13 protein-coding genes are annotated in these 18,955 nt (G+C 67.8%); 5 read left to right on the top strand and 8 right to left on the bottom strand.

The genetic code is table 11. The features are described 5' to 3' along the window. Positions 1 to 41: 41 nt before the first annotated feature. Positions 42 to 3,110, top strand: a complete 3,069-nt coding sequence (locus HDA44_RS12435; RefSeq protein WP_184833963.1) for an FAD-binding and (Fe-S)-binding domain-containing protein — start codon at positions 42 to 44, stop codon at positions 3,108 to 3,110. Between the two features lie 184 nt (positions 3,111 to 3,294). Here the strand turns inward: HDA44_RS12435 and HDA44_RS12430 are convergent, their stop codons facing one another. The 3 genes from HDA44_RS12430 to HDA44_RS12420 all read right to left on the bottom strand — a co-directional run bounded on the left by HDA44_RS12430 (position 3,295) and on the right by HDA44_RS12420 (position 6,524). Beyond that, on the bottom strand, positions 3,295 to 4,485 hold the full coding sequence (locus HDA44_RS12430) for an aminotransferase class I/II-fold pyridoxal phosphate-dependent enzyme (RefSeq protein ID WP_184833961.1): 1,191 nt from the start codon (positions 4,483 to 4,485) through the stop codon (positions 3,295 to 3,297). A gap of 5 nt (positions 4,486 to 4,490) precedes the next feature. Beyond that, positions 4,491 to 5,675 (bottom strand): M24 family metallopeptidase, encoded by a 1,185-nt coding sequence (locus tag HDA44_RS12425; RefSeq protein ID WP_184833959.1) that lies wholly within the window; start codon positions 5,673 to 5,675, stop codon positions 4,491 to 4,493. 99 nt (positions 5,676 to 5,774) lie between these two features. Beyond that, the gene (locus HDA44_RS12420) at positions 5,775 to 6,524 is read right to left on the bottom strand and encodes a maleate cis-trans isomerase family protein (protein WP_184833957.1); all 750 of its coding nucleotides are present in this window, start codon (positions 6,522 to 6,524) and stop codon (positions 5,775 to 5,777) included. Between the two features lie 810 nt (positions 6,525 to 7,334). Between HDA44_RS12420 and HDA44_RS12415 the strand changes: the two genes are divergently transcribed. The 3 genes from HDA44_RS12415 to HDA44_RS12405 are packed head-to-tail and all read left to right on the top strand — an operon-like array spanning position 7,335 to position 10,161. Next, positions 7,335 to 8,267 carry a D-2-hydroxyacid dehydrogenase gene (locus tag HDA44_RS12415; RefSeq protein WP_337905901.1) on the top strand — a complete coding sequence of 311 codons (933 nt, stop codon included), beginning with the start codon at positions 7,335 to 7,337 and terminating at the stop codon, positions 8,265 to 8,267. Between the two features lie 14 nt (positions 8,268 to 8,281). Next, a complete protein-coding gene (locus tag HDA44_RS12410; protein WP_238352430.1) occupies positions 8,282 to 9,667 on the top strand; it encodes an amidase in 1,386 nt (461 codons plus the stop codon). Then, positions 9,664 to 10,161: a DUF3830 family protein gene (locus tag HDA44_RS12405; protein WP_184833951.1), complete on the top strand. Its 498-nt coding sequence runs from the start codon at positions 9,664 to 9,666 to the stop codon at positions 10,159 to 10,161. Before HDA44_RS12410 ends, HDA44_RS12405 begins: the two co-directional genes overlap by 4 nt. A 91-nt stretch (positions 10,162 to 10,252) precedes the next feature. Here HDA44_RS12405 and HDA44_RS12400 read toward each other — a convergent pair whose 3' ends face one another. From HDA44_RS12400 to sigJ, 4 genes are all read right to left on the bottom strand, one after another. Beyond that, a complete protein-coding gene (locus tag HDA44_RS12400) occupies positions 10,253 to 11,527 on the bottom strand; it encodes a M20 family metallopeptidase (protein ID WP_184833949.1) in 1,275 nt (424 codons plus the stop codon). Between the two features lie 18 nt (positions 11,528 to 11,545). Further along, positions 11,546 to 12,484 (bottom strand): NAD-dependent epimerase/dehydratase family protein, encoded by a 939-nt coding sequence (locus tag HDA44_RS12395; protein ID WP_184833946.1) that lies wholly within the window; start codon positions 12,482 to 12,484, stop codon positions 11,546 to 11,548. A 71-nt stretch (positions 12,485 to 12,555) separates the two neighbouring features. Then, positions 12,556 to 13,986: a serine hydrolase domain-containing protein gene (locus HDA44_RS12390; RefSeq protein ID WP_337905900.1), complete on the bottom strand. Its 1,431-nt coding sequence runs from the start codon at positions 13,984 to 13,986 to the stop codon at positions 12,556 to 12,558. Positions 13,987 to 14,457: 471 nt separating this feature from the next. After that, positions 14,458 to 15,309, bottom strand: coding sequence for an RNA polymerase sigma factor SigJ (gene sigJ, locus HDA44_RS12385; protein WP_184833942.1), 852 nt, complete (start codon positions 15,307 to 15,309; stop codon positions 14,458 to 14,460). A 128-nt stretch (positions 15,310 to 15,437) separates the two neighbouring features. Between sigJ and HDA44_RS12380 the strand changes: the two genes are divergently transcribed. Next, a complete protein-coding gene (locus HDA44_RS12380; RefSeq protein ID WP_184833940.1) occupies positions 15,438 to 15,806 on the top strand; it encodes a DoxX family protein in 369 nt (122 codons plus the stop codon). Between the two features lie 201 nt (positions 15,807 to 16,007). On the opposite strand, the gene HDA44_RS12375 is transcribed toward HDA44_RS12380, so the two are convergent. Continuing rightward, positions 16,008 to 18,623 (bottom strand): glycosyl hydrolase 2 galactose-binding domain-containing protein, encoded by a 2,616-nt coding sequence (locus tag HDA44_RS12375; protein ID WP_184833938.1) that lies wholly within the window; start codon positions 18,621 to 18,623, stop codon positions 16,008 to 16,010. Between the last annotated feature and the right edge of the window lie 332 nt (positions 18,624 to 18,955).

The raw sequence follows: 18,955 nt of genomic DNA, 5'->3' as shown, positions 1-18,955 counted from the left end.
CCTCCTGGCTGACGTCAACCGAAATGAGTAGATTGTCGACAATGTTAACCCCAGACGATCCAACAATCGGCTCCACCGGGTACGACATCTCGCGGCTGGTCGCCGCGCTTCGCCGGGAACTGCGCGGCGAAGTGGCCAACGACCGGCGTACGCGGGCGCTGTACGCGGCGGACGGATCGAACTACCGGGCAGTGCCGGACCTGGTTGTCGTACCGGCGGATGCGGACGAACTGGCCGCTGCCGTCACGCTGACCGCCGCGGCCGGGGCGCCGGTCGTGGTCCGCGGTGGTGGTACATCGATGGCCGGCAATGCGATCGGGGGAGTCGTCATCGACACCTCGCGGCATGTGAACCGCATTCTCGAGCTCGACCCGGTTGCGCGAACCGCGATCGTCGAGCCGGGGGTAGTACTGACTGATCTGTTGGCTGCCGGGCGTCCGCACGGGCTGGCGTTCGGCGCCGATCCGTCGTCCGCGAGCCGCGCCACGCTCGGCGGGATGATTGCCAACAATGCGTGCGGCGCGCACTCGGTTGCCTGGGGTACGACTGCCGACAATCTGCAATCTCTGGACACCGTCCTCGCCGACGGCACCCGCCTGACCTTCGCCGCCACCCGCGACACGCTGACCGGCCGCGACGGGCTGACCGCGCGTGACGCGTTGGCCGACCAGGGGGCGTCGGGCGGCCGCGACGGGTTGGCAGGACGGGAGGTGTTGGCCGCTCGGCCCGGGCGGGAGGGCGAGCTGCATCGGGCGCTCCAATCGTTTGTGGATCGGAACGAACTGCTGATCCGGCGCCGGTTCGGCCAGTTCACTCGCCAGATCTCGGGCTATGCACTACACCGGCTGCTGCCCGAGTACGGCTACAACGTGGCCGGATTGCTGGCCGGTAGCGAAGGCGGACTCGCCGCGACGCTTCGCGCCACCGTGCGCCTGACCGAGTTGCCCAAGGCAAAGGTTCTCTGCGTACTCGGCTTCACCGACTCGATCACCTCCGCCGACTGCGTACCCGTCGTCCTCCGGCACCACCCGCTCACGATGGAATCCATCAACAACAAGCTGGTCGACCGGCTGCCCGCCGAGGTCCGGGACGCGGCCGTCAGCGCGGGGCTCCCGCCCGGAAACGCCTGGCTGCTGGTCGAGGTCGGCGCCGACGACGAGCCGGCCGCCGGCGGCGCGGCTCGCACGATGCTGGAAGAACTGCGCGACTCTGGCTCGCCCGCCACCGCCTCGCTCGTCACCGATCCCAAGGCGCAGGCCGTTCTATGGCGGTGCCGCACAGATGCCGCCGGCCTGGCGACCCGCCGCGCGGATGGCGCCGAGGCGTGGGGCGGTTGGGAGGACGCGGCAGTACCACCGGAGCGACTCGGCGCGTACCTGCGCGGACTGGACGAACTACTCGGGCGGCACGGTCTGTCCGGCGCGTCGTACGGGCATTTCGGCGAAGGCTGTATGCACATGCGGATCGACTTCGACCTGCTCAGTACGGGCGGCGTCGCGACGTACCGGAATTTTGTCGACCAAGCCGCGGATCTTGTGGTCGAGCTCGGCGGATCGGTGTCCGGCGAACATGGTGACGGGCGGGCGCGCGGTGAACTGCTGAGCAAGATGTACGGCGCCGATGGTGTTGCGCTTTTCGGTGAACTGAAGCGCATTTGGGACCCGGCAGGCGTACTGAACCCTGGGATGATTGTCGACCCGCCGCGGCTCGACCTGGCGATCCGGCACGACGGCGTGGCGAAGAACCGGCATGTGGCGACGCTGTTCGACTATCCCGATGACGAGCACGATTTCGCCCGGGCGCAGCGCCGGTGCGTCGGGATCGGCAAATGCCGGCAGACCTCGGGCAGCGTGATGTGCCCGAGCTATCAGGTCACCCGCGAGGAATTGCATTCAACCCGCGGCCGGGCGCATCTGCTGTGGGAGATGTTGCAGGGCGACCTGATCACGGATGGGTGGCGGTCGACGGAAGTACGGGACGGGCTGGATCTGTGTTTGTCCTGCAAGGGATGTTTGTCGGATTGTCCTGTGAACGTTGACGTTGCGACGTACAAGGCGGAATTCACGCACCATCACTACGCCCGACGTCCGTGGGCCCGGCCGTTGTCGCATTGGTCGATGGGGTGGTTGCCGTTGTGGTCGCGCTTCGCGTCCCGGGCGCCGAAGCTCGCCAACCGCTTCGCTGGTCTGCAGTTGACCAAACGCCTCGGCGGAATCGCGGCCGAGCGAGCCGTCCCACCTTTCGCCACCGAAACCTTCGCGCAATGGTTCAACCGCCGAGAGGGATCGTCCTCACGTAGTCGATCTGAGGGGGAACGTGGTGGGCGGAAGGTTGTGCTTTGGCCGGATACTTTCACCAATTACCTGGCGCCTGAGGTTGGGCGGGCGGCGGTGGAGGTGTTGGAGGCGGCCGGGTTTGAGGTCGTGTTGCCGGACAAGCCGGTCTGCTGTGGGCTGACCTGGATCTCGACTGGGCAGCTGACAACCGCCCGGCGCGTACTCAACCGTTCGGTGCAGGCACTTGCGCCGCACCTGGCCGCGGGTACGCCGATTGTTGGTCTTGAACCTAGTTGTACGGCCGCGCTGCGCGATGATGCGCGGCGGCTCATGGTCGACAATCCTCTTGTTGACAGCCTGGCGGCGAACACGCGGACCTTTGCGGAGCTGCTCGTCGAGGCCGGCTGGAAACCGCCGCGGGTCGGAGGCGAGGCGTACGTGCAGCCGCACTGTCATCAGCACGCCGTCCTCGGCTTCGATGCTGATCGTGAACTGATGTCAGCCGCCGGAATCGACGCCCGCGTCGCCGACCCCGGTTGCTGCGGCCTGGCGGGGAACTTCGGCTTCGAACGCGATCACTACGAGCTCTCGAAGGCGGTTGGCGAGCGTACGCTGCTGCCGGCCGTGCGCTCGTTGCCCGATGCAACAACCGTCCTTGCTGACGGGTTCAGCTGCCGTACCCAAATCACTCAAGGCACTTCACGCCGCCCCCACCACCTGGCAGAGCTCCTCGCCACCGCACTACCCAACCCCAACCCCACCAGCACCGGAGCCGACACCAGCACCGGAGCTGACACCGGCACCGGCACCGGCCGAGGTGAGGCCTCAAGCTGAGCAGCCGCACGCTCTGCCCTCCGCTGCTGTCACCCAGGATTACCTCCACCAAGCATCCCCACCGAGCGCCCCAGCATCGGCACCCGGCACCGAGGACCCCCGCCGCACGGCACCGTGGACGGCTGATCGGTGGTGGAGCTGTCGCTGGGGGATGGTTGCCGGGTGGTTGGGGGAATCGGTGTTGTCAGGCGGGAGATAGTTTGGCGGTGGCGCGGCGGAGGCGGGTTATGCCTTCGTGGATTCGGTCGGGGGGCGTGGACGCGAAGCAGAGACGGAAGGCGTCGGTGAAGCGGCCGGTGGGGGAGAAGGCGGGGCCGGGGATGAAGGCGACGCCCTCGGCCAGCGCGACCTCGAAGAGTTTCTCGGTGTCGACGCCGTTCTCAAGCGTTACCCAGAGGAAGAAGCCGCCTTCGGGATCGGTCCAGTGCGCGATGTCGTCGAAGTGTTCGGTCAGTGCCGCGTGCATCGCCTCCTTGCGGCGCTTGTACTCCGCCCGCTGCGTGACCAGGTGCGCCTCCAGATGTCCACCGGCCAGGAAACCAGTGAGCAATCGCTGCGCCGGCAGGTTCGTACAGGTGTCCATCGCCTGCTTCGCGTTGATCAGCAGCCGCTGCAACTCCGGGTCGGCGTCGACCCAGCCGACCCTCAGACCGGGCGCGATGATCTTCGAGAACGTGCGGACCGCGAACACCAGCGGATCACCCGCGCCGAGCTCCCGCAGCGTCGGAAGCGGATCGCCCTCGAAGCGCAGCAGCCCGTACGGATCGTCGTCGATCACCATCGATCCCCAGGATCGGGCCAGTTCGAGCAGGCGATGCCGGCGTTCGAGCGAGAGCGTCGCGCCGGACGGGTTCTGGAAGGTCGGGATCGTGTAGATCGCCTTCGGGGTCCGCCCGTCGAGCAGGCGTGGTAGATCGTCGACAATCATACCGTCGCCATCGACCGGGACCTCGAGCAGTTCGGCGCCGTATGAGAGCGCGGTCGCGCTGCCGTTGGTGTACGTCGGCGACTCGACGACGACGAGATCGCCCGGGTCGACGAAGATCTTGCAGAACAGATCGAGTCCTTGCATACCGCCCGCGGTGACGGTGAGGCGATCGGCGGTCGTTTCGTCGCTGGTGCCACGCAACATGTCCAGCAACGCCGCATGCAAAGGCGGATCACCCTCGGTCGCCGCATAGTCGTACGCGGCCGGGCGACTCAGCTCGTCGGCGGCGATTGTCGACAAGATCCGCGCCGGCACCGCCTCGGCGGCGGGCGAACCCATCGCGAAGCGGACGATGTCGTGCGTCTGCTTGTGCAGCAGCGAGGTGCTCGAGTCGATCACCGAGCCCACCAGTCCGGTGGCGCGAGCGGCGTAGGGGAGTGCTGGCACAGTGGCTACCTCCTGATTGTCAGTTCGTGGGACAGTCCGGTCAGACGTTCCACTCCGTCGGCGGTGACCACAACGGGCTCGGACAGCTCGTATCCCCAGCCGTCCATCCACATCCCGAGGATGACGTGGAACGCCATCCCCGCGGTCAGCACGGTGGTCTCCTCGGGGCGCAGGCTGACGGTGCGTTCGCCCCAGTCCGGCGGGTACCCGATGCCGATCGAGTACCCGATCCGGGATTCCTTCACCAGTCCGTGCGCCGCGATCACGTCGTTGAACGCGGCGTGAACGGCGCTGCCGGTGACACCTGGCCAGATTGTCGACAATGCGGCGCTCATGCCGTCGGCAACGATCTTGGCGGTCTCGCGGAGCCGACGCGGCGGATCGCCGAGCATCATCGTCCGGGCCAGCGGCGCGTGGTACCGGCCGAATACGCCGGCCAGTTCGATCGTGGTCGCTTCACCTGCGACGAACGGACGGTCGGTCCAGGTCAGGTGCGGCGTACCGGCGGCGTTGCCGGTCGGCAGCATCGGCACGATCGCGGGGTAATCGCCGCCGTGCTCCGGCGTACCGGTCGCCTGCGCGGCGAGGATCTCGGCGACCAGGTCGCACTGCCGTACGCCGGGATGGAGCTGATCGAGCGCGATCCGCATCGCCTGCTCGGCGATCCCGCCCGCGATCCGCAGTTGGCGCAGTTCGTGCTCCGACTTCACCAGCCGGACCCAGTTCACCAACTCGGCCGAGTCGAGCAGCCGGCGGCCGGGCAGTCCGTTGCCAAGAGCAAGATAACCGCGGGGCGTGAAGTAGTGCGCGTCCGCTTCCACCGCGACATCCGCGCCAACCGGTACGAAGTCCCGGCATACGCCGGCGATCCAGTCGTACGGATGAATGTCCGGTCGATGCACGAGATGTTCCGGGTACCCGTGGATCTGGTCGGCGCGCAGGTTGCACGTGTACGACGCCCCGGCCGCGTCCATCGCCCGCGCGAACAACTGCACTTCGCCGTCGGCCGGGACCAGCAGGCACTGTGGCGTGTAGAACGACCACGCGTCGTACCCGGTCAGGTAGAAGAGGTTCGCGGGATCGCTCACGACCAGCGCGCCGAGGCCACGTTCGGCCAGGACGGCGCGGACCCGGGTCAGCCGGCCGGAGTACTCGTCCGGCTCGACCGCCTGCTCCAGCAGGTCGGACACCTACGTCACCTCTTTCCGGTTCGCTTGGGGATGCTGTTGTCGCGTGGTGCTGCCGTGTGGTGTTGTCGACTGAGGTAGGTGCGCGCCGGGTGGCGCCGGTCATGCGAGCAAGCGCTGCCCCGGCCCGATCGCGGTGTGGCCGGCGAGTTCGAGCGCGGACCACATCGTGACCTGGTTGGCGGTCAGTACGGGTTTGCCGAGGGTGGCTTCCAGACCGGCGATCACGTCGTACGTCGGCAGGTTCGTGCAGCTGATGAAGATCGCCTCCGCGGAGTCACTGTCGATGCCGCGGACCAGCTCGACCGTGGTCTCGTACGGGACCGCCCAGATCTGTGCGATCAGCCCGAGGCCGGCGGTCGCGACCACCTCGACCCCGGCCTCGCCGAGGAACCTGCTCAGCCCGGCGGTCAGGTCGTTCGTGTACGGCGTGACTGTCGCGATCCGGTTGATGCCGAGCCGGCGGAGCGCGAGCAGCAACGCCCCGCTGGTGGTCACCGCGGCCGGGGCGCCGGCCGCGACCATCGCGTCGACGAGCGCGGCCTCACCGGTCAGCCCGCTGACGAAACTCCCGAACGTACAGGCGTACGCGACCGCCAGCGGGGCGACCGGGAGCACGTTGTAGGTCGTTCGTGCGACCAGTTCCGGGTCCGAAATGTGTACGGCCATTTCGACGGTCGCGGCCATCGGGGCGTACGGCATCCGGGTCAGGTGCAGGGTGACATCGTCGGGTACCCAGCGCCACAGTTCGCGGTCGAGCGCGAAGTCGTACGGCGCGACGACGCCGATACCCGTCTGCAGGAGCGTCGGCACCGCGGCCGGCAACGGGTGAGTGGGAGGACGCGTACTCATGCGAGTCAGTGTGCGGTCCCAGGGATATTGTTGACAATCCTACCAGCGAGTTCCTAGCCTCGATGCGTGCCAGCCACCCCGCCCAACCCCTCACCCGCCACCCCGGCAGCCACGCCCGCCACCTGGGCAACAACCCCAGCAGCCACGCCGGCCGCGCAGTCGGTGACTGGTGAGCGGGAGCGGAGTGGCGACGCTGTCATCCCCGCCGTCACCTCGGCCGTCACGCCCGCCGTCACGCCCGCGGTCACGCCAGTGGTCACGCCCGCAGTCGCCCCGGCGACTGCCCCGGTCGCGCAGTCGGTGACTGGTGAGCGGGCGTGGAGTGGCGACTCTGTCACCCCCGCTGTCACCCCGGCAGGCACCCTCGCTGTCACTCCGGCGACCGCTCCGGTCGCGCAGTCGGTGAGCGGTGACTCTGCCAACGCCGCAGGCGCCTCCGCGGTCGTCTCGGCTGGTGTGCGTGCCGGCGCCTCGGCGGTCAGCTCGGCGGCGGTTCGGGGAGCTGCGCCGTCGGCCGCGAGTCCTACGCCGGCGGGTGTGGGACCTGTGCTGTCGGGTGTGGGAGTTGTGCCGTCGGCTGTGGGGCCGGTGCTGTCGGGTGTGGGACCTGTGCCGGCGGATGCGGGATCTGCGCTGGCGGCTGGGGGAGAGGGGCCGGCGGCCGCGGGACCTGTGTCGGTGGGTGTGGGATCTGTGCCGGCGGCTGGGGGAGGTGGGGCGTTGGTGGGTGCGGGATCTGTGCCGTTGGCTCGGGGAGGTGGGGCGTTGGTGGGTGGTGAGCGGCCTGTTGTGGCGGTGCTTTGTGAGCGGGTGACTGATCGGCCGCCGGGGCTGGGCGGGCTGGCGGTCGACTTTCGGTACTGCGACGCGGATGGTTTGCGTGACTCGGTGCGTGGGGCGCGGGCGCTGTTGCTGTGGGACTTCTTCTCCACTGCGGTCCGGGACGTCTGGGCGGACGCCGGCGCGCTCGAGTGGATTCACGTCACCGCGGCTGGGGTGGACACGTTGCTCTTCGACGAGTTGCGCGATTCAGCGGTCGTGGTGACCAACGCGCGTGGCGTGTTCGACCGGCCGATCGCGGAGTATGTGCTCGGCGCGGTGATCGCACACGCCAAAGACAGTATGCGCAGTTTCGATCTGCAGCGCGCGCGGCAATGGCAGCATCGTGAGACCCAGAGCATCCTCGGCGCGAAGGCGCTCGTCGTTGGTACCGGCGGCATCGGCCGGACGATCGCTCGCCTGCTCCGGGCGGCCGGTCTGGAGGTTCGTGGCGCGGGCCGGACGGTTCGCTCGGGCGATCCGGACTTCGGCGAGGTCGTTGCCAGCAGCAACCTGCGGGACGAGATCGGCTGGGCGGACCACGTGATCCTCGCGGCGCCGCTGACCGACGCGACCCGCCACCTTGTCAACAATCCTGTTCTGGCCGCGATGCGGCCGGGCACCCACCTGATCAATGTCGCTCGTGGTCCGATTGTCGACGAAACCGCGCTCCTCGCGTCCGTCTGCGCCGGACACATCGCGGCCACCATGGACGTGTTCGATCGCGAACCGCTGCCGCCCGACCATCCACTCTGGACGGCGCCGAACGTAACGGTCACGGCCCACATGTCCGGCGACGTCATCGGCTGGCGGGACACCTTGGCGGCGCAGTTTGCAGACAATGCACAACGCTGGCTGGCCGGCGAGCCCCTCCTGAACATTGTTGACAAAAAGCTCGGCTACATCCCGACAGGAGATCGATGACACAAGCAACATCGATGACACAGGCAACCGAGTTGGTCGAGGGTTACCGGACCGGGGCACTGTCCCCGGTCGAAGCGACCCAGTATGCGCTGGACGCGATCGAGAAGTACGACGAACAGGTCAACGCGTTCGTCCTCGTGGACGCCGAAGGCGCGTTGGCCGCGGCCAAGGAATCGGAGGCCCGCTGGCGTGCGGGTACGCCGCTCGGTCCGGGTGACGGCGTACCGACATCGATCAAGGACGCATTGTGGACAATCGGATGGCCGACAATGCGCGGCAGCACGATGATCGATCCGGCCGGACCGTGGGACCAGGACGCGCCCTCGGTCGCACGGCTCCGCGAGACCGGCGCGGTCATCCTCGGCAAGACGACTACCCCGGAGTACTCCTGGAAGGGCGTCACCGACTCGTACACGTACGGCGCGACCGGCAACCCGTGGGATGCAACCAAGACTTCCGGCGGATCGAGCGGCGGCTCGGCGACCGCGGTCGGTCTCGGCATGGGTGCGTGGTCATTAGGTACCGACGGCGGTGGATCGGTCCGGATCCCGGCCGCGTTCACCGGCACGGTCGCGCTGAAGCCGACGTACGGACTGATCCCGCTCTTCCCGGCGAGCGCGTTCGGTACGTTGTCGCACGCCGGACCGATGACACGGACCGTACGCGACACGGCGGCGCTGCTCGATGTGGTCAGCGGCTTCGACTCGCGTGACTGGTCCGCGATGCCGACGCCACCGACCTCGTTCCTGAACGGTATCGACGACGGCGTCGCCGGACTGCGGATCGCGTTCTCGGCCGATCTCGGCTTTGTCAACAATGACCCGGAGGTGGAGGCACTCGTCCGGGCCGCGGTCGGCGTACTCGCGGACGCCGGCGCGATAGTGACCGAGGTCGATCCAGGTTTCACCGACCCGATCGACGCGTTCAACGTGCTGTGGTGGTCGGGCGCGGCAAAGGTGCTGTCGTCATACGAGGTCGACGATCGGGTCGATCCAGGACTGCGCCGGGTCGCGGAGCTCGGCTCGGCGTATTCGGCCTCCGACTTCCTCGACGCCACCACGATCCGGATGGATCTCGGCACGTTGATGGGGAAGTTCCACGAGCAGTACGACGTACTCGTCACGCCGACGCTCCCGATCACCGCATTCCCGGTCGGCCAGGACGTACCGGACGGGTCCGCGTCGCCGGATTGGACCGACTGGACGCCGTACACCTATCCGTTCAACCTCACGCAGCAGCCGGCGCTCAGCGTGCCGTGCGGCTTCACCAAGGCCGGGCTGCCCGCCGGTTTGCAGGTGGTCGCGGCGCGTCACGCCGACGCACTGACACTGCGGGTCGGGCAGGCGTACCAGGCCGCGACCGACTGGCATCTCCGCACCCCCACCCTGGAGGCACAGTGAGCAAGTACATCACCGTCAGCCTGGACAAGCGTGGCGTGAGCTGCGTGGCGAAGCTGTTGGAAGACGTGGCGCCGCGGACATGTACGGCGGTCTGGGACGCGTTGCCCTTGTCGGCGCCGGTGTTCCACGGCAAGTACGCGCGGAACGAGATCTACACGCTGCTGCCCGCGTTCGCACCCACCGATCCTGGCAAGGAGAACACGACAGTCACGCCGATCCCCGGTGACCTGTGCTGGTTCTCGTTCGACTCCGACGACCTGGGCAACCCCGCCTACGGGTACGAGAACACGACCGGCACCGGCACCACGGGTGCGATTGTCGACCTTGCGATGTTCTACGGGCGCAACAACCTGCTGATCAACGGCGACCAGGGCTGGGTACCGGGCAACGTTTTCGGCGCGGTCACCGAGAACCTCGAAGAATTCGCCGCCGCCTGCCAGGACCTCTGGATGGGCGGCGCCCGCGGCGAAACCCTCACGTTCAGCCGGCTCTAGCCGGCACCTCGGAGCCCTCAGCCCCGAACCCCGTTAGCGCGAACCCCGTTGACCTGAGACCCGAACCACCCTCAGGTCAACGGGGTTTGGGTCAGGTGAGGAGCCGGAGGGCAGCGAGGGTGTACGCGCGCGCCGCGGTCAGTAAGTCGGTCAGCGGAACCGACTCGTCGGCGCGGTGAGCTTGGGTGGTGACTGAACCGGGCCCGAGGACAACGACCGGGACGCCCAGATCGCGGGCGATGTAGCCGCCGTCGCAGGCGGCCGTCCAGCCGGCCAAGGGCATCGGCTGGCCGCCGGCGTCAGTACGGGCTGCCTCGGTGATGCGGACCAGGTCGGCTGCCTCGGGGGTTTCGAAGGCGGGCATTTCCATCGGCATTGCCAGCTCAACGGTCAGACCGCGGTCCTCCAAGTGCAGCGCAGCGACGCGGCGGCTCAGGTCAGCGAGTACCTCGGCGGGGACCTCGCCCGGGAGAAGGCGGCGGTCGGCGACGACCACGCAGTCGGCGGGGACGATGGAGCCGCCGGTGCCGCCGTTGATCTGGCCGACGCTCCAGGTGGCTGGGCCGAGCAGCGGGTGCGGCGCGGCGGCCAGTTCGGCGTGCAGCTTCTCGATTTCCGCGACGATCGCGGCGGCGCCGTAGATTGCGTTCGCGCCGCCGTCCGGGTTGCCGGCGTGGGACGCGCGGCCGTGTACGGACACCTGCAGGTAGGAGTCACCGCGGGCCGCGACGATCGTCTGCAGGTCGGTCGGCTCAGCGGTGATGCACCCGACGTACTGCCGCGCGCCGGAACTGTTCCCGTCGAGCGGCCGTGCACCAGAACCTTGCTGCTCGATCCCGCCGGCGGCCGACCTCGGCGTCTCGATCTGGCCGGCGGAGCGGTGCTGTTCGATGTACGCGCGGATGCCCTTTCCCGTCTCCTCCTCGTCGACGACGGCGGCTAGTTCGACCGGGCCGGTGAGGGTGGTTTCGCGGAGGGCGGCCATCGCGACAAGAGCTGCTGCCAGGCCGCCTTTCATGTCGGTCGCGCCCCGGCCGTACACGCGCCCGTCGCGGAGCAGGCCGCCGTACGGGTCGACTGTCCACCCGTCGCCGACCGGTACGACATCCGTGTGCCCGAGCAGCAACAGGCCCGGATTGTTGCCACCGGCAAGCGTGATCGAGGCGTTGTCACGACCAGGTTCGACCGGTGACGTACGAACCTCCAGGCCGAGGTCGCGCGCCGCGGCGGTCAGCGCGGCGACCGTCGCGGCCTCCTCACCGGGCGGGTTCTGACCGGGAGCGCGGACCAGGTCCTGGGTGATCCGGACCAGCAGATCCGCGTCGATCCGGTCCAGTACTTTCTGTTCGGCGGGCGTCAGGCTCATGCCCACCAACCTTAGGCGTCACAGCCCGTTCCGGAATCCTTCCCGCCAGGATGCGTACCCGGGCTGCCAGTCGAAGGTGGTCTTCGCCAGCGTGTTGTCGACGCCGCGGATCTCGGTGAACGCCGCGACCCCGGCGTCCCCGGCGGCCAGGCGCCCGATCCAGGTGGGTACACGCCGCGGTGCTTTCGCGCCGAGGATGCGGGCCAGCTCGGGAAGCCAGACCGCGACCTGCGCCGGGTCGTCGTCCGCTACCTGGTACACGCCGGTGGCGCTGCTCTCGATCGCCTTCACCGTCACCGCGGCCGCGTCGTCGTAGTGGATGAACGACCAGACGCCGGTGCCGTCGCCGATGATGGGCAGCCGCCGCTTGCGTACCAGCTCAACCATCGAACCGCCCTTGCCGATGTCGCCGGTCGGGCCGTAGAAGCTCGCGTACCGCAGCACGATGCCTTCGATACCTTCGGCGCCCGTGACCACCGACTCCAGGTGCTTGAGCCCGGCCATCGTCTCGCGCTGCGACGGCGCGGGCTGTGCTTCGAACGGGTCCGCCTCGGTCTTCGTGGCCGAACCACCGTGCTGCAGATTCCAGCCCGCGTACGACTGGACGACGATCCGCCGGACACCGGCCGCGCGTGATGCCGCGAGCAGGTTGTCGGTGCCTTCGGTACGCAGCCGGTTCGTCATCGCGAAGCTCTCGTCGAAGTGCTTGAAGTCGATCCCGCCCTTCAGCGCCGTCATCTGATGCACGACCACCTCCGGTCGTACGGACTCCACCGCGTCGCGTACGGAGGCCGCGTCGAGACCGTCCGCGAGTACGACGTCCGCACCGAACGCGCGTACGCCGGCCGCGCCCGACTCGGACCGGATCATCCCGGTCACGTCATGCCCGGCCGCCACCAGCTGCGGTACCAGCGACCGCCCGAGCCCGCCGGTCGCGCCTGCCACCAAGACCTTCATTTCGTCCTCCGTCGTCTGCGATTACGACCCGGAGGACACGCACCACCTGCTTCCGTGTGACATGAGGTAGATCACACCTCCGAAGTGATCGTGAGTTGTGTTGGCCCGAAGGAGACGTTCTGCTCAGCGTCGACCGTCATCACGCCGCCCTCGGTGCGGCAGCTGAGGGTGAGTACGAACGGCGTTTCGACGAACCGGATCGTCGCCACGAACGCGACACCGTCGAGCCCGGTCTGGCCGGACTGCTGGCCGGCCGACGCGCTCGACACCACCCGCTGCGTGGTCTGCGGATCGGCCTCCTTGAGCACCCCGACCGAGTCGAGCTCGGCCCAATCGCCGGCGCGAACGACGATGTCGACCGGGTCGGTCGCACCGGGCTCCAGCCCGGCGAAGGTGAACGTCCCGGAACCGTCGGCGTCCAGCCGGACCGCGGTCAGTCCAGCCAGGTTGTCGGCGAAACGGTACGTCGTCCCGTCGCCACCCGTCGGCCCTGCTCCGGTCGGCGGTGGCACCTGGAGGCGCTCCGGGCGCGCGACCGTCGGCACCTCTTTACCCTCCAGCGCCGGGAGCAAGTACTCCCAGGCCGTGTTGAGGATGGCCTGCATGTCGCCGGTCGCGCTCGTGACGATCAGCGCGGCGTCGTACTCCGGGAGGACCAGCACGTACTGCCCGAAGGCCCCGTCGCCACGGTAGGTGTTGTGGCGCCCGCGCCAGAACTGGAAGCCGTACCCTTGCTTCCAATCCGGGTTGTCCTGGTTGTCGTTCGGCACCTGCTTTGAGGTGGCCGCGGCGTACCACTCGGCTGGTACGAGCTGGGTGCCGTTCCACTCACCGTTCTGCAGCAGCAGTTGCCCGAAACACGCCAGTGACTCGGTGTTGATGCTCAGCCCCCAGCCGCCGGTGGTGATGCCTTCCGTCGATGCCTGCCAGCTCGCCTCGGTCGCACCGAGTGGCTCGAACAGCCGTGGGCGGAGGTAGTCGACCAGCCGCTCGCCGGTCAGCCGCTGCAGGATCGCGGACAGCATGTACGTGGCGCCGCTGTTGTAGACAAACACCGTGCCTGGCTCGTGCTGCACTTCGAGCCCGAGGAAGATCTTGACCATCCGGCGATCCCGGCTGAGCGCCTCGACCGTGTCCTGCGAATGGCCGGTCGTCATCGTGAGCAGATGCCGGATCTGCATCGCGGCCAGGTTGGGGCTGATCGTCTCCGGCAGCTCTTCCGCGTCGAAGAACGAGACCACCGGGTCGTCCAGCGTCAGCAGGCCGGCGTCGATCGCCAGCCCGATCGCGGTCGAGGTGAAGCTCTTCGACACGGAGAACAGCAGGTGCGGGTCCTCGATCCGGTACGGCGCCCAGGCCTCTTCAAGTACGACGTGCCCGTGGCGCAGCAGCATCAAGGTCTGGATCTCGGGCTCGGCGGCATCGAGCGCCCCGACAAAACTGTCGAGCGCCGCGACGGACAAACCTTGGGCAGCTGGCGTACTCCGTGGAAGTCGGCTCACCCCCAGCACGCTATCTCCCCACACCGACAAAAATAAGACGCATCCTGCCGACAAAGACGAGGCGCATCCTGCCGGCAAAAGACGAGACGCATCCTGCGGGCGAAGACAAGGTGCAACTGCCGATCGGGACAAGGCGCATCCTGCTGGCCGAGCGCCCCCGGCCGACGGGCTCACCGTGGTCGCGCTGGTTGAGCGGGCGGGGTGTCGGCGGGCTCGCTGTGGTCGCGTTGGTTGAGCGGGCGGGGTGTCGGCGGGCTCGCTGTGGTCGCGTTGGTTGAGCGGGCGGGGTGCCGACGTGCTCACCCTGGTCGGGGTCGGGGTCACGGGCGTTCGGCGCCGCGTGGACGCGTACGGATGTGAGCTTCCGCGCCAGCGGCTTTGCGGAACATGACTGGCAACTATCGGCAGATTCTTTCCGGAGATCGCTGGATGGCGGCCGGAACGCCGGCCGGTGGGTGTGGTGTGGCTGAGTCAGGGGCGGTGGTTGGGCGGCGGTTGGAGGTGGGTCAGCTTGTCGGGGTTGACGACGCCGTGGATGGCGGTGACCTGGGCTTCGGCGATCGTGAAGGACCAGATCGCCACGGTGTGGCCGGTGGGGGTGTGTACGCGCAGCGCGGGCTGGCCGCCGACGTGTACGGGCTCGGTGGCGAGGTGCTGGAACTTGGCGAAGGCGCCGATGATCAACCGGGCGACGTTGTCCGCGCCATGTACCGGACGGGGGAAGCCGCCCTTGCCGCCGCCATCGCCGGTGAAGGTCACGTCCGGAGTCAGCAGTGCGACCAGCCCGGCGAGTTCGCCGTTCTGGGCGGCGGCGACGAATCGGCGGACGAGTTCGTCGCGTTCTTGCGGCGACGGATCGTAGCGTGGTCGATTGTCAGCAATCCTACGACGAGCCCGGACCGCGAGCTGGCGACAGTTGGCCGGCGACTTGCCGAGGAAGCCGGCCAGCTCCTCGTACGAGTAGCCGAAGACGTCACCGAGCAGGAAGACGGCGCGCTGGTCCGGCGTGAGCCGTTCGAGCACCACGAGAAAGGCGGTGGACAGGGAGTCCGAGAGCGCGGCGCGGTCGGCAAGATCGACGTACTCGTCGACCGCGGGCTCCGGTAGCCAAGGCCCGAAGTACTGCTCGCGCTGACGCCGCGCCGACCGCAGCTGGTCGATTGCCAACCGCGTCGTCACGGTGGTCAGGAAGGCTTTCGGGGAGGTGACGTCACGCTCACGGTGCAACCGCAGGTAGGCCTCCTGCACGACGTCCTCCGCGTCACCGAACGTGCCCAGCATCCGGTACGCGATCGACAGCAGCAGCGGCCTGAGTTCCTCCATCACTCCCTCTCAGACGATTCACACCATCACCCAGTGACGCATCCACTGCATCACAGGCGCAGGCGGGTCGAGAAGGTGGAGTGGGGGCGGGTGTCACGGGGTGGGGGTGTTGATCGTCTGCGATTGGTATGGACATCATCACGTGGATCTTTACCGGTGTGCTGGCGATTGTTTTCGCGATCTCGGGGGTGGCGAAGTCGGTTATGTCACGCGCGCGGTTGTTGGCGAGTGGGCAGACGGGGATCGCGCCGTTTCCGATGCCGTTGGTCCGCTGTGTCGCGGGGTGTGAACTGCTGGCGGTGCTTGGATTGTTCGTGCCGTGGCTGGTTGGGACGGCGCGAGTACTCACGCCGCTGGCCGCGGTTGGTCTTTCGGTGGTGATGATTGGCGCGGCGACCTCGCATGCGTCGCTTCGGGAGCCGCGGGCGGTGGCGGCCAACACCGTGCTGCTGGCGCTGGCCGCCTTCGTCGCCGCCTCCCGCTTCGCCACCCTCTGAGAACCAGGCACGCCACCCTTCGAGGAGCAGGCTCGCCCCCGGAGGAGCAGGCTCGCCGCGCCTGGAGGGAGCAGGTTCGCCGTCTTCGCGAGGAGCAGGTGCACCGCCACCACCGGTCGCTCGGACGTGGCGTTGCAGGCGATTGAGGAGCAGGCTGGCGGGAGTGGGTTGGGGGCTCTGGAAGGGTAGGGCGGGGGTTGGTTAGGGGGTTGGGATTGTTTGGGTGGGGGTGTTCCAGGCGGTGATGCGGATGGATGGGTTGGTGGGGCCTGCGTCGGAGGCTCGGTAGGTGGCTTTGAGGGTGGTGGATTCGCCGGGCCAGAGGGTGATGGCGTTGTTGGTCCATTGCACGGGCAGGATCGGGTGGCCGGCATTGTTGACAATGTCGGTGTCGACGAAGAACGCGGGGGACTTCCCGGTGGAGGTGTTCTTCAGCGTGACGGTGGTGGTTACCGAGTCGCCGGAGCGGACGGTTCGGGGATTGTCGGCTCGTACGGTGGCCGGTGCCAGGTTGGACAGGCCGGAGAGGTCGGCGTAGCTGGTGGTCGGGGTGTACCACCAGTCGGTCTTCGACCAGTCGAGCGTGTCGGGTTTTGTCGACAACCAGTACACGTTGCGGCTGAGCTCCCGGCCGGCCGCGTCGGTGAGGACCAGCTTGGCCAAGTAGGTTGTCGACAATCCTTCGATTGCCGGGATCGTCAGTGCCGTGGCCTTGCCGCCACCACCGGGTACGGCAACCTTCGCGGTCTCGCTGAACTTCTCGGTCCCATCGATGTTGTAGACCTTGACCGTTGCCTTCAGCCCGTTCTTCGCCGTCGGGGTTTGGTTGATCACGGCAACGGATTGGTCGTCGTACGAGTACTGGATGTGCAACGGCTCGTTCGCCTTCTTCGCGCCGTAGTACGCGCCGTTCTGATCCAGGTAGACATCGAACAGCTGCCAGTTCAAGGACGTCCAGCCGCTGTTGAGCTGCCAGTAGATGAGCCCGGTCGACGGATTCGTCGCGTCCGTGAAGTTGCGGGCATGCGACTCGAACTCGGCGCGCACGTTCTCGTACTGCGCCAGATGCGACTTGCGGACATAGTCGTCCAGATCCTTCGGAGCGCCGTACCGGCCGGCCAGCGCGTTGCCGAAGAGCTTGAAGTTGTTGAAAGTGCTCGACGACGAGCGGTGGTACTGCGCCGCGGTCGGGTCCTTCCAGAGGATCTCCAGCTCGGCCGGAGTGAGGAACCGGTTCAGGGTGTCCATCGTCGGGATGCCCGGCCCGCCGCTGGTTTCGGAGTTGAAACCCCACGCGCCGCCACTGTCGGAATGTGCCTTGTCGTACCAGTAGTTCGGCGGAATCCAGTCGTACGGCCCGTTCATCTTCATCCCGCCGGAGCCGAGTTGCGGCGACTTCCGCCCGGACGCGGACGCGATCACCGGCGTCTGCCAGTCGGCCGCGGCGAGCGCGTCCAGGTAGTTCTTCTCGATCCGTTCGTTCGGTGCCCAGTCGCTGCCGATCAGGAACGTGAAGACGCTGGGATGGTCACGCAGCCGCTCGGCCTCGCCGGTCATCGACGCCTTGGCGATCGGGTAATCGGCTTCGACCCAGCGCTCGCCACTCTCGCCGCCGCTGTGGACCTGGCCTTCCCACTTGTCGCAGCATTCCCAGCCAGGCATGACCAGCAGGCCCATCCGGTCGGTCATCTCGAAGAACTCGTCCGGTTCCAGGTGACCCTCGAGCCGGATCGCGTTCAGGCCGAGGTCCTTTACATAGTTGAGTTTGTCCTGCACGTACTGCTGATCCCACCGCAGGAAGATCTCCGCGTTGTACCCGGCGCCGCGGATCAGCAGCGGTTTCCCGTTGATGCTGTAGAGGCGACCGCCGGCGCTGGTCAGCGTGGACGTCACCTCCCGTACGCCGAAACTCGAACGCGCGACGTCGGACGATCGGCCGGAGACAGACGCGGTCAGCGCGAGCGAGTACATCGGCTGCCCGCCCAGCTGCGCCGGCCACCAGACCTTCGGATGCCGCAGCTCGACGGTGTCGAAGCTGACGGTCTTCTTCTCCTTGGCTGCCAGCTCGACCGTTTTGCTGATCGCCACGCCGGCCACGTGACCGTACACCGTGGTGCGCACCGGGGTGGTGGAGTCGTTGCGTACGTCAACCTTCGCGGTGAGCGTGGCGCGGTCGAGAGACGGGACGGTCAGCTTGGTGACCACGTGAGCGCCGCGCAGGGCGACCGGCCCACTGCGGCGTACGAGGATGTCGCGGACCATGCCCATGTTCCGGTCCGGTGGAGTTTGCACCCAGTCGAGCCAGCCGATGGTCAGGTCGCGGTTCGGGTTGTTCGGGTAGATCTTGAAGGCGATCGCGTTGCTGCCCTTGTGTACCAGGTCGGTGATGTCGAGGTCGTGGCGCGTGTACGTGCCGGCGATCTGGTTCTTGTCCGCGACCAGTACGCCGTTCACCCAGACATCGGCGCGGGAGAGGATGCCGCTGAAGTCGAGGTAGGTGCGTTTCGAGGTGTCGGTGAGGTCGAGGTTTGAGCGGTACCACCAGGGGACGGTGAACTGCTCTTTGTCGATGCTCTTCATGTTTGTGGAGAAGTACGGATCTGGGTACTTCCCGTGCGCCAGCAGGCCGGCCAGGACGGTTGTCCGCGCGGCCACCGGCAGCCAGCCGGCGGTTGGGAAGCCGGGTTTGGTGACCGCGGCGTCGTCGGGGACCTGCTTGGACGACTGGATCAGGAAGCCGGGGATCGGGGTCGCGGAGCCGGTGGCGCGGAGAGTTGTCTTCGCGTGCACGCTGCGCTCGGCGGCACGCGCTGCCACCGCACTAGGTGTGGTGGGTGAGGCGGCGGAACCTGCGGCAGCGGAAGAGCCGGCGGGGGAGCCAGCGTCAGCGGGTGAGGAACGGTCAGCGGCTGAGGAACGGTCAGCGGCTGAGGTGGGGGATTCCGCCGCGACGGCGGGTGGGGTTGCGGTTCGGGTGGTTGCGGTTGCGGTGCAGAGGGTGGTGGCGAGGGCAGTGATGGTCAACAATCGGGCGATGCGGGCGCTCATCGGGGGCGGCCTCCTGGAGGCTGGGGCTGATCCGGCCTGGGCTGAACAAGCCGGATCTGATCGGGTCTGGGCTGATCGGGTCTGGGGCTGCTCGGGTCTGG

The organism is Kribbella solani (assembly GCF_014205295.1).
GTDB classification, from domain to species: domain Bacteria; phylum Actinomycetota; class Actinomycetes; order Propionibacteriales; family Kribbellaceae; genus Kribbella; species Kribbella solani.
This window is presented reverse-complemented; position numbering and strand designations above follow the sequence as displayed.

Bases quoted from the DNA above. Each gene is read 5' to 3' on its own strand.
- HDA44_RS12435 (WP_184833963.1), top strand. From the start codon at position 42: ATGTTAACCCCAGACGATCCAACAATCGGCTCCACCGGGTACGACATC.
- HDA44_RS12420 (WP_184833957.1), bottom strand. From the start codon at position 6,524: ATGAGTACGCGTCCTCCCACTCACCCGTTGCCGGCCGCGGTGCCGACG.
- HDA44_RS12410 (WP_238352430.1), top strand. From the start codon at position 8,282: ATGACACAGGCAACCGAGTTGGTCGAGGGTTACCGGACCGGGGCACTG.
- HDA44_RS12400 (WP_184833949.1), bottom strand. From the start codon at position 11,527: ATGAGCCTGACGCCCGCCGAACAGAAAGTACTGGACCGGATCGACGCG.
- HDA44_RS12395 (WP_184833946.1), bottom strand. From the start codon at position 12,484: ATGAAGGTCTTGGTGGCAGGCGCGACCGGCGGGCTCGGGCGGTCGCTG.
- sigJ (WP_184833942.1), bottom strand. From the start codon at position 15,309: ATGGAGGAACTCAGGCCGCTGCTGCTGTCGATCGCGTACCGGATGCTG.
- HDA44_RS12380 (WP_184833940.1), top strand. From the start codon at position 15,438: ATGGACATCATCACGTGGATCTTTACCGGTGTGCTGGCGATTGTTTTC.